Annotated in this window: 14 protein-coding genes and 1 pseudogene; 7 read left to right on the top strand and 8 right to left on the bottom strand. The window is 64.7% G+C overall.

Annotated features, from left to right (window positions below; genetic code table 11):
- Positions 1–16 precede the first annotated feature (16 nt).
- On the top strand, positions 17–184 hold the full coding sequence (locus tag GSQ87_RS12985; RefSeq protein ID WP_158915840.1) for a hypothetical protein: 168 nt from the start codon (positions 17–19) through the stop codon (positions 182–184).
- A 69-nt stretch (positions 185–253) separates the two neighbouring features.
- Here GSQ87_RS12985 and GSQ87_RS12990 read toward each other — a convergent pair whose 3' ends face one another.
- Positions 254–979, bottom strand: a complete 726-nt coding sequence (locus tag GSQ87_RS12990; RefSeq protein WP_371416697.1) for an alpha/beta family hydrolase — start codon at positions 977–979, stop codon at positions 254–256.
- A gap of 134 nt (positions 980–1113) precedes the next feature.
- Here GSQ87_RS12990 and GSQ87_RS12995 point away from each other — a divergent pair, with 134 nt between their 5' ends.
- Entirely contained in the window at positions 1114–2763 is a 1650-nt protein-coding gene (locus tag GSQ87_RS12995) for an inorganic phosphate transporter (RefSeq protein ID WP_158915841.1), read from the top strand.
- 306 nt (positions 2764–3069) lie between these two features.
- On the opposite strand, the gene GSQ87_RS13000 is transcribed toward GSQ87_RS12995, so the two are convergent.
- Positions 3070–4197 carry a PAS domain-containing protein gene (locus GSQ87_RS13000; RefSeq protein ID WP_254062918.1) on the bottom strand — a complete coding sequence of 376 codons (1128 nt, stop codon included), beginning with the start codon at positions 4195–4197 and terminating at the stop codon, positions 3070–3072.
- 499 nt (positions 4198–4696) lie between these two features.
- Here GSQ87_RS13000 and GSQ87_RS13005 point away from each other — a divergent pair, with 499 nt between their 5' ends.
- The 3 genes from GSQ87_RS13005 to GSQ87_RS13015 all read left to right on the top strand — a co-directional run bounded on the left by GSQ87_RS13005 (position 4697) and on the right by GSQ87_RS13015 (position 6526).
- On the top strand, positions 4697–5179 hold the full coding sequence (locus GSQ87_RS13005; RefSeq protein ID WP_158915842.1) for an Hsp20 family protein: 483 nt from the start codon (positions 4697–4699) through the stop codon (positions 5177–5179).
- 73 nt (positions 5180–5252) lie between these two features.
- Positions 5253–5933, top strand: coding sequence for a hypothetical protein (locus GSQ87_RS13010; RefSeq protein ID WP_158915843.1), 681 nt, complete (start codon positions 5253–5255; stop codon positions 5931–5933).
- Positions 5934–6022: 89 nt separating this feature from the next.
- Entirely contained in the window at positions 6023–6526 is a 504-nt protein-coding gene (locus GSQ87_RS13015; protein ID WP_158915844.1) for a hypothetical protein, read from the top strand.
- Between the two features lie 275 nt (positions 6527–6801).
- Here the strand turns inward: GSQ87_RS13015 and GSQ87_RS13020 are convergent, their stop codons facing one another.
- The 3 genes and pseudogenes from GSQ87_RS13020 to GSQ87_RS23125 all read right to left on the bottom strand — a co-directional run.
- Positions 6802–7110 (bottom strand): hypothetical protein, encoded by a 309-nt coding sequence (locus GSQ87_RS13020; protein ID WP_158915845.1) that lies wholly within the window; start codon positions 7108–7110, stop codon positions 6802–6804.
- A gap of 340 nt (positions 7111–7450) precedes the next feature.
- Positions 7451–9427, bottom strand: coding sequence for a PAS domain-containing protein (locus tag GSQ87_RS22750; protein ID WP_371416698.1), 1977 nt, complete (start codon positions 9425–9427; stop codon positions 7451–7453).
- Positions 9428–9438: 11 nt separating this feature from the next.
- Positions 9439–10662, bottom strand: a pseudogene (locus GSQ87_RS23125) (PAS domain-containing protein); the annotation flags it as partial.
- A 600-nt stretch (positions 10663–11262) separates the two neighbouring features.
- On the opposite strand from GSQ87_RS23125, the gene GSQ87_RS13030 reads away from it, so the two are divergent.
- Both GSQ87_RS13030 and GSQ87_RS13035 read left to right on the top strand, forming a co-directional pair.
- Entirely contained in the window at positions 11263–12255 is a 993-nt protein-coding gene (locus tag GSQ87_RS13030) for an SDR family oxidoreductase (RefSeq protein WP_254062921.1), read from the top strand.
- The gene (locus GSQ87_RS13035; protein ID WP_158915846.1) at positions 12255–12797 is read left to right on the top strand and encodes a DUF4142 domain-containing protein; all 543 of its coding nucleotides are present in this window, start codon (positions 12255–12257) and stop codon (positions 12795–12797) included. Before GSQ87_RS13030 ends, GSQ87_RS13035 begins: the two co-directional genes overlap by 1 nt.
- Here GSQ87_RS13035 and GSQ87_RS13040 read toward each other — a convergent pair.
- From GSQ87_RS13040 to GSQ87_RS13050, 3 genes are all read right to left on the bottom strand, one after another.
- Positions 12772–13200 carry a hypothetical protein gene (locus tag GSQ87_RS13040; protein ID WP_158915847.1) on the bottom strand — a complete coding sequence of 143 codons (429 nt, stop codon included), beginning with the start codon at positions 13198–13200 and terminating at the stop codon, positions 12772–12774. The genes GSQ87_RS13035 and GSQ87_RS13040 overlap by 26 nt on opposite strands.
- A complete protein-coding gene (locus tag GSQ87_RS13045; RefSeq protein WP_254062928.1) occupies positions 13197–13532 on the bottom strand; it encodes a GFA family protein in 336 nt (111 codons plus the stop codon). Before GSQ87_RS13045 ends, GSQ87_RS13040 begins: the two co-directional genes overlap by 4 nt.
- A gap of 120 nt (positions 13533–13652) precedes the next feature.
- Entirely contained in the window at positions 13653–14513 is an 861-nt protein-coding gene (locus GSQ87_RS13050) for an alpha/beta fold hydrolase (protein WP_216839288.1), read from the bottom strand.
- Positions 14514–14542 lie beyond the last annotated feature (29 nt).

Consider the following 14542-nt stretch of genomic DNA (forward strand, 5'->3'; position numbering starts at 1 on the left):
CTTAGGGAGGCGCGTGATGTCCAAAGCGATTCCGGGTGTCGTGGTGCTCCTAGGCGTCGGCATCGGCTTGGTTGTCGGCTCGTATTTCGGGCGGATCGCGCTCGGCGCCGCTATAGGCGCGGCCATCGGCTTTTCCGTCGGCCTCGCGCTGCTGATCAGAGTGCGAAAGAACCCTGACGCCTAGGTGTCCTGCCTGCGGCTCACAAAACGTCAAACTGAAATATGGCCCGCACCGAGCGCGGCCTGCCCGCCATCAGCTCGGCGGCTTGGCCGACTGTACGCTCATCCACCGGACAGTCGCCGCCAGGGCTGCGGCCAGCACCTCGGGATCCTTGCGGCCGGTTCGCGCCGGGACATGAAAGGCGTGATCCGCCTCGGCGATCAACTCCAGCGTCGCGTGGCCCTTCAAGCCGGCGACCGTCTGTTGCAGTAGATCGAGCTCAGCGGGAGCATCCTTCGATCCCTGCAGAAAAAGCATGGGAATGGCGACGCTAAAGAGATGCTCCGCCCGGACCACCGAGGGCTTGCCGGCCGGGTGTAGAGGGAAGGCAAAAAAGACCAGGCCTCTGACGCCGGGCAGCGGTTCGAGCGCTTGAGCCTGCGAGGTCATCCGGCCGCCAAACGAGCGTCCGCCCGCAAACAGCGGCAGGCCGTTCGCCCGTTCCCGCGCCGCGGCGACGGCTGCCCGAACCGCGGCATGGGCGACCGGAGGACGGTCTGGACGCTTGGCGCCCTTTTCCATGTAAGGAAATTGGTAGCGGAGCGTCGCGACCCCGAGCCCCCCCCCAGCCCGTCGGCGATCGCGGTCATGGATCGATGCGTCATCCCGGCGCCCGCGCCGTGGGCTAGCGCCAGGCAGGCCAGAGATTGCGCCGGCGACTGCCAGAGGCCCGACACCTCGCCTACGCCGGGAACCTCGATCTTCAGGGCTGTCGCTGGCATATGGCTCTCCGCCCCCATTTCGACTGAGCGACTTCAGGCTTGGCCGATCTTAGGCGCGCGACCTTAGGCGGCAAAGGGGCTTGCAGGTCAGGCCGTTGCTTCCAGCCGTCACGGAAGCTTCACGCAACAGGTTTGGCGTGAGGGCTTTAGATCGAAGTACGGGAGCGTTCCATGTCAGTCACCGCCGCTGAAAGCACGCCGAAGCCGTCCTCCAAGATCGAACTCGATCAGAAGCCGCATCCCGCCTTCACGATCGCCATCCCTGTTTTGATGGCCGCCGGGGTCGCCTACCTGATCTTCAGCATCATGGCCTCGATCTCGTCGGTGAACGAACCGGTGGCGCTCGGGGTGTTCGCGCTATTGGGATTAGCGCTCGTGATCGCGCTTGGCTTTGAGTTCGTGAATGGCTTTCACGACACGGCGAACGCCGTCGCCACCGTGATCTACACCCGCAGTCTCTCACCCGCCGTGGCCGTCGTCTGGTCCGGTTTCTTCAATTTCCTCGGCGTCGTCGTCTCAAGCGGCGCGGTGGCCTATTCGATCATCACCATCCTGCCCCTGGATGCGATCCTGAACGTCAGCTCGCCCGACGGCCACGTGATGATCATTTCGCTTCTGCTGGCCGCGGTGGTGTGGAACTTCGGCACCTGGTGGCTCGGCCTCCCCAACAGCTCCACCCACGCTCTCATAGGCTCGGTCCTCGGGGTGGCGATCGTGCATCAGCTGCTCGCGCCCGGCGGCAACGCCGCGTCCGGTGTTGAATGGAAGCAGGCGATCGACGTGCTGAAAGCCCTCCTCTTCAGCCCCCTGATCGGCTTTGTGCTCTCCGCCCTGGTGCTTTTGGGCATGAAGGCGATGATCCATGACAAGAAGCTCTATGAGGAGCCGGGAGATCAGCCGCCGCCGAAAGGCATTCGGTCATTGCTCATCTTCACGTGCACCGCGGTCAGTTATGCCCACGGCAACAACGACGGCCAGAAGGGCATGGGGCTTTTGATGCTGATCCTGATCGGCGCCGCGCCCACCGCCTTCGCCTTGAACCGGACCATGCCCGACAGCGCCACGCCGCAGTTCACGCAATCCACATCGGCCGCGCAGCAGGCGCTCAACCGCCCCATCGGCGCAACCCCGCAGTCCCCGCCGCCGCCCATGGCCATCGACGCTGCGAGGAAGACCCTCTCCGAGGCGCTGAAGGCCCACAAGGTTGACGGGGCGCCGGTGCAGCAGGCCATCGCCGTCGTCGCCGGGGATATCTCCAAACGCGTTCAGGCCTACGGCTCCATTCGCAAGACCCCGGCGGCCGAGACGCCGAACATGCGCAGCGACATGTACATGGTCGACGAGGCCATCGAGAAACTGACGGACGATTCCAAAAAGGCCAAGCAAGTCTATGGCGACGCTGGCGCAAAGGCCCTCACCGACTACCATAAGTCGCTAGATTATGCTGTGCGCTACATCCCCATCTGGGTGAAGGTCATCACCGCCCTCGCGCTGGGACTGGGAACGATGGTCGGCTGGAAGCGCATCGTCAAAACGGTCGGCGAGCGCATTGGCAAGCAGCACCTCACCTACGCCATAGGCGCGTCGGCGGAATTAGTCGCCGCGGCCACCATCCTGTTTCTTGGCATCAAGGGCGCCCCGGTCTCGACAACGCACATCCTCTCCAGTGGCGTCGCCGGCGGCATGGTCGCGAACGGCTCGGGATTGGACCGGCATACGGTGACGGCGATCGTTAGCGCTTGGATCCTCACCCTACCGGCGGCGATCACCATCGCCGGCCTGCTCTATTGGGCGCTCCATGTTACGTTCGTCCGCGGCTAGGGCTTTAAACCACGCCGCATAGGCCGTGTTGCGAACCCCGTGTCGGTTGAGGTCGGGCGCGCCGTCGGTCCACCAGACCGGACCTCGTTCGCCGAGCGCGGTTGCCGCCGCCGCGCAGCTCGTGAGCCTAAGCTTCAGTTGCAGGGTCGCCAGCGGCGCGTGCAGACCTGACGGCCCGGCGCGCCGCCATCAGGCGATGCACCAGACCCGGCCGCTCAGCCGCAGGCAACGCGGAATTCGCCATACGCCAGAGGCGGCCCCTCACGACGAGGTATCGCCCGTCCGGCGTCGTCGGGTGTTTGCCGGTCACACCGAATTGGAGCCCTTAGGGCCTTCGAGGCTGCCTGGAACTGTGATCGTGACCATCAGCCCTGTTTCGGTCCACACTTGGCGCACCTTCCCACGCAGTTGCTTCTCGATCATGGCGCGCAACATGGCCGTCCCGAAGCCGGACCTACGGACGTCGTCTGGAGCAGGCCCATCGGCTTCCTCCCAATGCAACTCGAACCCCCCCGACTGCGGAGCCCCGTCCCAATGGACCGTGATTGTCCCCGTCGGACCGGAGAGCGCGCCATGGATGGTCGCGTTGAACAGTAACTCGTGGATAACGAGCGCCATCGGTTGGACGACAAGGGCGGACACCAAGACGTCGGGTCCTTTGACCCTGATGCGATTTGGGTCGAGGACATCGACCTGTTGACGAATGATCTGATCTAGCGGGATTTCGTGCCAGCCTCTGTCGGCCAGGAGCGTGTGCGCGGCGGCAAGCGCCTGGACCCGCTGTTGGATCGCCGCCGCGTAAAGCGCCGGGTCATCGGATCGGCTCAGGCGAACGATGCCGCTCACAACCGCCAACACGTTTCGAGCCCGATGGTCGACCTCCTTGAGGAGCCGGTGTTCCGTCGCCTCAAGGGTCTGCACCTTGCGAAACTCGGTCACGTCGTCTTGGGAGGAGAAGAAGTAGAGCAGCTTTCCGTCATCGTCGTGGACGGGGCTGACATGGAGCTGGTTCCAAAACGCCGACCCATCCTTGCGATAGTTCAGAATCTCAAGGGTGAACTCCCGCTCTTCCGCGATGCCCGTTCTGATCTCGGCGACGGTCGCCGCAGACGTTCTCGCGCCCTGGAGAAAGCGGCAGTTGCGGCCGAGGATCTCGTCGGCCGTGTACCCGGTCAGGTCGAGGAACGCTTGATTGGCCAGGACGATCGGGTTGTCGGCTTGATTGGGGTCTGTCACCGCCATAGGCATCCGCGTGCGGTTCACGGCGATCCCGGCCAGCTCCAGGTGATCGGCCAGGCCGCGCGCCGAGGCCGCTGCGGGACGTCCGCTATGCAGGGCGACCGAGGGCTCCAGAACATCTGACACGTTGCGCAGCTCGCAGAATGAAAATGTTAGATGCCAACGCCGCGCAATGCAGCAAGTTTCAACGGCCACAGCTAATCTTGCTTTATTGTCAGTAGCTTGAGTATTCGGGCTTGAGGATCGCCACCACCTGAACTGGACCCTGTGCGGTGCGCCCTCTGACACGGGGCGATGGAGGCCTCGTCGATAAGGACCGGGTCGAAGGTTCGGCCAACAAGGTCAAAGGGGCCATCGGCGGTGTCGCCAATGCCCTCAAAAGGCAAGACAGAGAAGAGACTTTCGGGCCCGCTCCGGACCGATAAAGCGCTACGCCCGGTCGGGCGGGCGTCCTGGCTTTCGCCATACGGGACCGGCGTCGGCGCTTGGACGCGAGCCCGTTGAAAGGCGCCGTTCCCGCTTTTTTTGAACAGGTCTCGAAAACGGCAAAAAAACCATTTCGCCCCACTTGATGCGGTTTTTCGGCTTCCTAATTTCTCGCCCGTCGGATGCCGAAAGGGTCCGGCGCATTCAGGAGGCGTCGGCGCTTCCCGGCGTCTCTTGGACCCAACTTGCTCTTATTGAGGAGATGGACATGAGAACGACCTTTGATTTTTCCCCGCTCTATCGGTCGATGATTGGCGTCGACCGGATGGCGACCCTCATCGAAGCGGCGATGCGGAGCGACGGCGACGGGAATTACCCGCCTTGCGACATCGAAAAGCTCGGTGACGACGCCTACCGGATCTCCTTGGCCGTGGCCGGTTTCAAGCCGGCGGACATCGAGATCACCGCCCAGCCCAACCTCTTGGTCGTCAGCGGCCAAAAGGCTCAGGGCGAAGAGAACCGCCTTTACCTCCACCATGGCATCGCCAGCCGCAGCTTCGAGCGGCGGTTCGAACTGGCCGACTACGTCGCGGTGAAGTCAGCCGACTACGCTGATGGCGTGCTCGCCATCGATCTGGTGCGCGAGGTCCCCGAGGCGCTGAAGCCGCGTCGGATCGAGATCGCCAACGGCGGGACGCGGTCGCCCAAGGTCGAACGCCTAGACCACCCGTCCGATCGTCAGGCCGCCTAACCGGCGTCGCCGCCAACCTGCCGGAGCCGTCCGGCTCCGGCCCTTCCAGCACGTTTTGAGAGGAGGACCAGCCATGAACGTGCCTATTCTCCCATCCACGAACGACAGCTCCGATCGCAACCGCCCGCGCGGCCGCAAGTCATCTCTAGGGGCCAAGGTGCTGGCGTCGATCGTCGCCTTGGGCGTCGGCGCCCAGGCGGGCTTGGCCAACGCTGACACGGCGACCGGCGCGTCGAACAGCAGCGCGGCGCCCGCCAGCCAGTCCGCGGCGACGCCTCAACCGGCCGAAGCGCGCAACAGCGTTCAGGGCCAAAGCTACAACCGCAGCTATGCCGACCAATACGCCCAATGGGCGGCGCATTACTGTGTCGACAAGCGCGGCAGCACCGCAACCGGCGCGGCGATCGGCGGCGTCCTGGGCGCGGTGCTCGGCTCCGGGCTTGCGGGTCGCGGCGCCCACTTTGGGGGCGCGCTCGCCGGCGGCGCCCTCGGGGCGACGGCGGGCGCTGTCGTCGGGTCAAACTCAGCCCAGGGGCCGGCCTGCCCCTCCGGGTATGCGGTCGCGCCCGGCGCTCCAGCCTTCTACTACGCCGCTGGCCCGGTCTATCCGCCACCTGTGGTCTACGGCCCGGGTTGGCGCGGACCGTGGGTGTGGCCCGCGGCCGGCTGGGCTTACCCGCCCTATCCCTACTACGGCTACTGGGCCCGCGGCCCGTACTGGGGTCCCTGGGCTCACCCCTATCGTCGCTGGTGATGCGCGAACTTGGCGGACGGCTTTCGCCGTCCGCCAACGTTCACTTTCTGAGCTATTCAAACGTCGTTATGGCGCGCTAGAGATTGCCCATGTTGCGTTTGCTCAGAGACGTTGCGTCGCGGCTTATCCGTCGTCGTCGGCGCGCTGGTGTTTCAGCCCGCGATCTCCAAAGCGACGCGTCGCCCCTTGCCCAAGAGGCTTACCCGTTCATCGCGACGGCGCCCAGGCGCAAGACGGACCTTCCGCTCCAAAAGCATGAGGTTCTCCGCGACGGCTTGGAGGAGGAGGAGGACGAAGATGAGGCTGCCGGTGAGGACGGCGAAGAGGCCAGTGAGGACGGGGCGGGAGACCCGTTCATCTCGCTTGTCCCTGAGTCCGCTCCGCGCAAAGCACCGGCTCTGACCGAAATGCGCGCTGCAGCGCGTTTACAGGGCCTCTCTGGTGAGCACAAAATCTACCTATTCACGATGGCCGGTCCGGGCAGCTTGGCGGAGGCGCTGATCCATCTGTTGGACGAAGGGCGCGTTATCGCCGAGTTCGTCGATCGCCCCGAGGAAGAACCCCACCTTCTCTATCGACCCAAAGCCCGCTGACGGACCCACCGCTTATCAGCGAGCCTCGGCCAAACTGCGAGGCCTGTGTGGAGCTGCGCGCGGCGTCACTCGGTTTTCGTCTTTGTGGGCTGCGACTAGTAGATAGAATCTTACACCTGGTACCCACGCGGCCACGGATTGGCAGAATCGTGGATCGCCGATGCCGCATTGCCATGAATCGGACATTCCGAATGACGGCAGGGGGTGGATGCCTACCGTTACCCCCAAGTCTGGACCTCTGGGCCTTCAAAGCCGAGATGCAGGTCGCCGACCCCCTATTTTTTCTCCAGCCTGTGCTTCGCCGCCGTCTCCTGTCCCTCGGCAAACGATATTTCTTCTAGTTTTGATATTGCGTGTAAGCTGCTGGCGCCCACCACCTCTGTCTCAATTTGAACCGCCCGCATTTCGTTGGCTGAACTCGTCTGCGGGCCCACCACTTTCAAATGAGCCTTCTCCAGTTGCGCCTTCGCAAGGTGCCGGTAATAGTCTAAGGTTTGGGCCGTCGCGACCAGTGGCGCGAACATGATCGACGTCGCGAGGGCGATCACAGGAAGTCTTTTCAACATGATGAAGAGCTTTCTCACGGTTAAACCGCCCGGTGTTTTCAAGGTTCGACTGGGCTGAGTTTATAGAATTCTGCGCCTGCGTCGCGCACCGTCCAGGGTAGCGTGAATAGTTGTGGGGTAGCCTGCGGTGCGGTTCCGGGTAGGGCGACCTTATTCAAGCTATCTCGCCCTATCCCTAGTCCTAGAGGCCTTATGTCCGACTAGGGTCGACTTTCACCTTTGGCTTCCGGCTCGGCTCCTTCAATCGCCCGCCTCGGCAAAGAACTGCCGGGACTCAAATGTCAGATTTTGACCACTAGTGCATCGGCCTCCTCGGCGCCGCGTTGGCGAAGTTTCCCCAGCTCCCGAGGGCCATCGTTCACGCATGGGTGTCTAGGACGTCGCGCATTTTGGCGGCGAGCTCCTCGATCGTAAACGGCTTGCCGAGGAGCTCTACGCCGGGGTCGAGCACGCCATTGTGGACGACGGCGTTGCGCGTGTACCCGGTCGTGAACAGCACCTTCAGATCAGGACGACGTCGGAGGGCCTCGTCCGCCAGTTTACGACCGTTGACGTCGGGCATGATCACGTCTGTGAACATCACGACGATCTCCGGGTGCCCATCCAAGAGGCGGAGAGCCGCGGCGGCGCTGTCCGCCTCGAGCACGCGGTAGCCGAGTTCGGTGAGCGCATCGACGCTGAACTGGCGGACGGCCGCTTCGTCTTCGACCACTAGGACGACCTCAAGGTCATCGCCCAAGGGCAGCTCGTGGTTTGTGCTTTCGTTGTCGGTTTCTTGTTGCTGACCGACGAGCCGCGGCAGGTAAATTTTGACCGTCGTCCCCTCGCCGGGCTCGGAGTAGATCTTCACGTGACCGCCGGACTGTTTGACGAAGCCGTAGACCTGGCTGAGGCCAAGGCCGGTGCCCTTGCCGACCGCCTTGGTGGTGAAGAACGGATCGAAGGCCTTGGCGATCACATCCGGCGGCATGCCCGAACCGCTGTCGGAGACTGCGACCATGACATACTGGCCGGCCGGGACGCCCAGGTGAGCCGCCGCATAGCGGGCGTCCAGATGGGCGGTCTGGGTCTCAATGGTTAAGCGGCCGCCTTCCGGCATGGCGTCGCGTCCATTCACGGCGAGGTTCAGGATAACATTCTCGAGCTGATTGGGATCGGCGTGGGTGCGCCAAAGGCCGCCGGCGAGGACCGTCTCCAGCCGGACTTCCGCACCCAATGAGTGGCGCAGCAGGTCCGACATCCCCGCGACGAGGTGATTGAGATCGATGGGCTTCGGCTGCAAGGGTTGTTGTCGTGAGAACGCCAAGAGCCGCTGCGTGAGCAGCGCGGCCCGGCGCGCGCCGTCCGTGGCGGCGTCTGCGTACCGCCTGGCCCGGGCGTCGCCCTCCCCAATGCGACGGCGAAGCAGGTCGAGCGAACCAATCACGACCGCTAACATGTTGTTGAAGTCGTGCGCGATGCCGCCCGTGAGCTGACCGACCGCCTCCATCTTCTGACTTTGACGCAGCGCTTCCTGGGTCGCCGCCAACTCCAGCGCCGCCTCTTTTTCGGCGGTGATGTGGCGCCCCGTCGCGTAGATGAGGCCGCCTTCCGGGGCCGCAATCCACGACAGCCAGCGATAGCCGCCCTCTTTATGCAGATAGCGATTTTCGAACGGGGTCAGGTGCAGGGCCTGGTCCACCGCGCCTTGGGTCGCCGACTGATCCTCGGGAACGACGATCTCAAACAGCGGCCGACCAATCAGGTCCTCCGGATCGTAGCCGAGGATCGCTTTGACGGAGGGACTGACCGCGTGGAAACGTCCCTCCGGATCGATCACGATCAACAGGTCCTGCGCGTTTTCCCAGACTCGATTGAGTTCGGCTGTCCGTTGAGCGACCTGCTGTTCCAAGGTCGCGTTGAGCTCGGCTAACGCTTGCGCCGTCGCCTTCTGGTCCTCGATGTCCGTGTTCGTGCCGATCCACCGATCGATCTTGCCGTCTGGGCCACGGATCGGGAGCGCCCGGGCGATGTGCCAGTGGTAGGCGCCGTCCGCGCGGCGAAGCCGGAACTCCGTCTGATAGGTCGCGCCCGAGGCGAGCGCTGCGCCCCAGCTTTCGAGGGCGGGTGGCAAGTCGTCAGGATGCACGATCTGCGCCCATCCCTCGCCGTCGAGCTCCCCCGGTCCGAAGCCGCTGTACTCGTAGACGCGTTCGTTGAACCAATCGAGCCGGCCGTTAGGCGGCGACGCCCAGACGTGGTTCGGCATGGCCTGGGCGAAGGTGCGAACTCCGCTTCGCTGGCGGCCAGCGCCAGTTCGGCCTCCCGCCGCGCGCTGATATCGGAGAAGGTGCAGATGGCGCCCTGCAGCTCTTCGTCGGCGAAGATCGGCTCGGCCCGGTACTCGACCGGGAAGGGCTCGCCACTTAGCCGAAAAAACACCTCGTCTTCGACGTGGGCGCGCACACCTTCGGAGGCGGCGCGATAGATCGGGCAATCCTCCACGGCGTAGAGCGACCCGTTGGGATGCGAGTGGTGGATGACGTCGTGAAGCTTGCGACCGAGCACCGCATCCCGGTTTTCGAAGCCAAGCATGGCGACGAACGCCCGATTGCAAAGCGTCGTAACCCCGGTTCGGTCGATGGCGTAGAAGGCCTCGGATGTCGCGTCGAGCACCCGTGCGGAGGATGCTTCTGCAGCGAGAAGAGCGTGTTCCGCCCGGACCCGCTCCGTAATGTCATATCCGCCCGCGAAGATTCCGCCGACCGCCCCGAGTTCATTTCGGATCGGCTCGTAGACGAAGTCGACGAAGCGGCTCTCGGCCTCGCCGGCGAACTGGATCGGCATCGCCCGAGCCGCGAACCGTTCGCCCGTCGAATAGACGTTGTCCAGGAGCTCGAAGAAGCCCTGGCCCTCAAGGTCTGGAAAAATATCTCGCACGGCGCGGCCAATGAACGGCCGTGGGCCGGTCATCGCCAAGTAGGCCTCGTTGACGTACTCGTAGACGTGGTCGGGCCCAGCGAGCACAGCGACAAACCCCGGCATTTGCTGGAGAAGCAGCCGCTGTCGTTCTTGCGCCGCAGCCAGCCGGCTCTGCGACAGCACCTGGTCGGTCGTCTCAGTGCAGGGACAGAACAAGCCCATCACCTCGCCACGGTCGTCCAGCACCGGCGTGTAGGAGAAGGCGAAGTGGGCCTCCTGAAGTCCGCGCCCTCGATCGACAAAGAGGGTGATGTCGTCCATCTGGATCGCTTCACCGGCGAAGACCCCCTCGAAGAGCGGGCCCACGTCGGCCTGCGCCTCTGGCCAGACATCAAAGAAAGACTTTGCGAGCGCGTTGGGCCGTTTGCCGCCGAGCATCTCCGCGTAGCCGTCGTTGAACACCAAAACGCGCTCGGGTCCCCACACGAGGAACATCGGTTGGCCCGCCTTGATCATGACGCCGACCAGGGTCTTTAGCGCGTTGGGCCACGAAGATGGATGGCCGATCTCGGACGTCGCCCAAGGATACGACCGGATCTCATTCCCCATAGCCCCGCCGCCATTGAGAAAGGCTAAGCCTGTATCGGACTTGGTTCGTACGTCATGCATGCGGTTCGAACGCCCTTGGGACGAACTCGCCCAAATTACTCATGGTTTGGGTGGGTGAACATGAATGTGCCCGTCTGGTCCAACGCTCTAACGCGATAATGGCTCACGCTTACGGTGGAGCGCTCGTTTCGGCGAAAATTCAAAGCGCGCTCGCCTGTCTTAAAGATCCTGCGCGCGTGCGGCCGAGGGCTTGCCGGCCAGAAGCAGAGGAAAGGGCCAGAAGACAAGCCTCTGACCGCTGAGGCGGGCCAGCGGAGGCGCTGGCTGACTCAAATCCACGATCGCTGACCGGACAGAGACTCCTGCCCGGCCAGCCGACGCCCTCAGGCGGCGGGTTTGAGCATGGTGATCCATCGCTCAGAAGGGGGTTGGCCTTCAACGATTTCCTGTGCCGCTGTTCCTGCAGCTCAGGTTTGTTTTAGTATTGCGCTCGTCGAAATATCGCCTGTTGGCGCGCAATACGGCTCGACAATGCCAGCTTTGCAGTTCGCGGCTTCGCTCACTCCAGGAACTGGAGAATAGCGCGGGGGTTTGTGCTGTTGAGGCGCAGGCGCTGAACCTTCGCCTCGCCCCTGATTCGACGCCTCCCAGGAGACAAGCGTGCCGTCCGATCCCCCCTTCTCTCGCCGTCAGATGATGGCGGCTTCGACGCTCGGCGCGGCCGCCGCAGTTGCTGGCCCCGCGGCGGCCCAAACCGTCGCAACCTCCAAGGGCGGCAAGCAGGATCCGCGGACCAAACACCCTAAGCCGCCGTTTCCGGCGCAGTCCCAACCTTGGCCGGGGCTGGCCGGTCGGATGGACCCGAGACCGGATCATGGTGAGACCAGCTATGTCGGTTCGGGGCGGCTCCGGGGCCGCAAGGCGCTTATCACCGGCGGCGATAGCGGCATGGGCCGCGCCGCGGCGATCGCCTTCGCGCGCGAGGGCGCAGACGTCGCCATCAACTACCTGCCGGTCGAAGAACCGGATGCGCGCGAGGTGGTGGGTCTGATCCGCTCCGCCGGCCAGAAGGCCGTTCCCCTCCCCGGCGATCTGCGCGGCGCCGCCTTCTGCCGCCGCCTGGTCGCCGATGCGGTCGCCCAGCTCGGCGCTCTGGACATCGTGGTCAGCAACGCCGGCCACCAGAAGTCGACATCCTCCATCCTTGACATCTCGGACGAGGATTTCGACTGGACCATGAAGACCAACATTTACGCGCCGTTCTGGATCATCAAGGCGGCGCTACCGCACCTTCAGCCGGGCTCGACGATCATCGCGACCACGTCGGAGCAGGCTTACGACCCCTCGCCCGACCTTTATGACTACGCCCAGACCAAGGCTGCGACGATGAATTTCGTTAAGTCGCTGGCTAAGCAACTTGGGCCCAAGGGCATCCGCATCAACGGCGTGGCGCCCGGCCCGATTTGGACGCCGCTACAGATCTCCGGCGGCGCCTCGGAGGGCAAGGTGGTGACGTTCGGGGCCACCGCTCCGCTCGGCCGGCCGGGTCAGCCCGCGGAGCTCGCCGGCATCTACGTGCGCTTGGCCGAAGACGACGGCAGCTATACCACCGGCAACGTCTACGGCGCCGGCGGCGGACAGGGACAACCCTGATGACCACCGCCCGAGCCGGATCGCGAGCGACCGTCCTGACGCGCATCGCCTTGCTCGCCGCCACCGTCGCAGCGGGATCGGCGGCGGCCCAGACCGCCATTCCCCCCACGCCCCAAGACTTCGCCATGGCGGCGGCGCAGTCGGATCAATATGAGATTCAAGCTGGCTACGTCGCGATCACCCAAAGCCAGGATTCCCGCATTCGCGCCTACGCCCAGGCCATGATCGATGATCATAACCGCACCAGCGCGGACCTCGCGAGAGCAGCGACCGCCTCGGGCCTTCCGGCGCCGCCGCCGGCGATGAGCAGCGATCAGGTGTCAATGCTAGCGGCCCTGCAAAGCCTGCGAGGCCCGGACTTCGACAAGGCCTACGTCAAACAACAGGTGCTCGCCCACCAGCAGGCGCTCACCGTGGAGCGCAGTTTTGCCGAGGCGGGCGCGGACGCAAACCTGCAGGCGGCGGCCCGTTCGACGGAGCCGGTGATCCAACATCATCTCGAGATGGCGCAGCAGATCAAGGCAGCCCTGGGCGGGTCTTAACGCGCCGATCCGATCGTGCCGAACGACCGCCGAATCGAGCGTCGAGCCGCCGGCCGGGCGGTCGGGCGGTCGGGCGGTCGGGCGGTCGGGCGGCCGGGCGGCTCGTCCCGACCGCCTCTCGCTTCCGCGTCGTCGACGGTTCCAGCATGATCCACGTCGGCGTGTGGTCGCTTGCCCCCTCCTCTCCCCTCCCGGATCGGCTCACGCCGGCGGCCGCCAAGCGATTGGCCAGGGCGGGGCTCAGCAGCAGGGGGTTGAGCCGCATGCCTTTGTCGTTGGGCCGCCGGGCAGCGAGCGCCGGGTGACCACCGGCGTCGCGCCACGACTGCGCGTCCGCCAGCCAGTCCAGTAGGTTGGCCAGTCGCTTGTTGACGTTGTCGATGTTGAAGGTCGCGATCTTCACGGGGGCGGTGGCGACGGATCGTCTTGGTCGAGGGCCGGCGTCGGGTTGTGATCGAACTGAGGAAGGTCGAGCATGGGCAACCAGGGTTCACGCCGGATCGTCCAGCATTCGTACTTGGGGTCCAGCACACCGGGTTCGTCGAAGCTGCCAAGCGACAGCTCGACCTCTTCGCCATTATCCGCCACCACGCGGCTGCCGCAGCTGCCGCAGAACCGATGATCATAACCCGGCGAACTCCGCCAACTCTGCCGCGGGCCAGTGATCTCCACCTGGTCGCGATCAAACACCACGTATGGGTTGAAGGCGGCGGCGTGCGCCTTTCGGCAGGTCATGCAGTGACAAAGGCCCACCCGCTTGGGCGCCCCTTTGGCCTGAAAACGAACCCGGCCACACGCACACCCTCCGATGAAGGTAAGACCTGCCGCTATGCAAGAAGCCCTATCCAGCATCAGTCAACTCGCCGATGCGAAGTGCTCGACCAGCCGCGCGGCGACCGCCTCCGGTGCCTCACGGGTCGGAAAATGGCCAACGCCCGGTAGCGCGATCCGCTCGAACGGGCCCGTGTACTTCTCGTGGATCGTCTCGGCCGTCTTCGGCGGATTGACCCCGTCCTCCTCGCCGTGGACATAGATCGTCGGGAGGCTAAGCGTCTTGGTCGCCTTGACCTTATCGTCGAGCCATTTGCTGGCGGGATCGGGCTCGGCCTCGTCCCAGCGCGAGCGATAGCTGTGAAGGGTCACCTCAGCCCAGTCGGGACTGTCGAAGGAAGCCGATACGCGCTCGAAGGTCGCCTCATCGAACCAGCCCGCCGGCGACCAGGTCTCCCACATGATGCGCGCGAAGCCCTTGCGATCCTCCCGCACCGCCTGCGCGCCGCGATCCGTGGCCTGTAACCAGTGATACCACTGCAGCCGCGCGTGCCAGAACGGCGGGGTCTTCAGGCCGCCCAGCCGCGGCGGCGTCGAGAACGTCGCCATGCGCAGGGCCCGCTCAGGCCAGCCGACCGCCAGCATTTCCGCGATGTTCGCGCCCCAGTCATGCCCGGCGATCGAAAACCTCTGGACGCCCAGGCCATCCAGCATCTCGATCGCGTCGAGCGCCAGCATGGCGGTGTTGCCGCTGCGCACTGTGTCGGGCGACAGGAACCGGGTCCCGCCGAACGCTCGCGCCATCGGCGCGATCGTCCGAAACCCGGCAGTGTTGAGCACTGGACTGATGGCGTCCCAGGTCGAAGCGTCGTCGGGCCAACCGTGGAGCAGCAGAATCACCGGCGCGTCCCGCGGTCCGTCATCGCGGTAGCTGATCTCAAGCAAGCGGGTTTTGATTGTCGGCATTGGCTTTC

The organism is Caulobacter sp. S45 (genome assembly GCF_009765965.1).
Lineage (GTDB): Bacteria > Pseudomonadota > Alphaproteobacteria > Caulobacterales > Caulobacteraceae > CAHJWH01.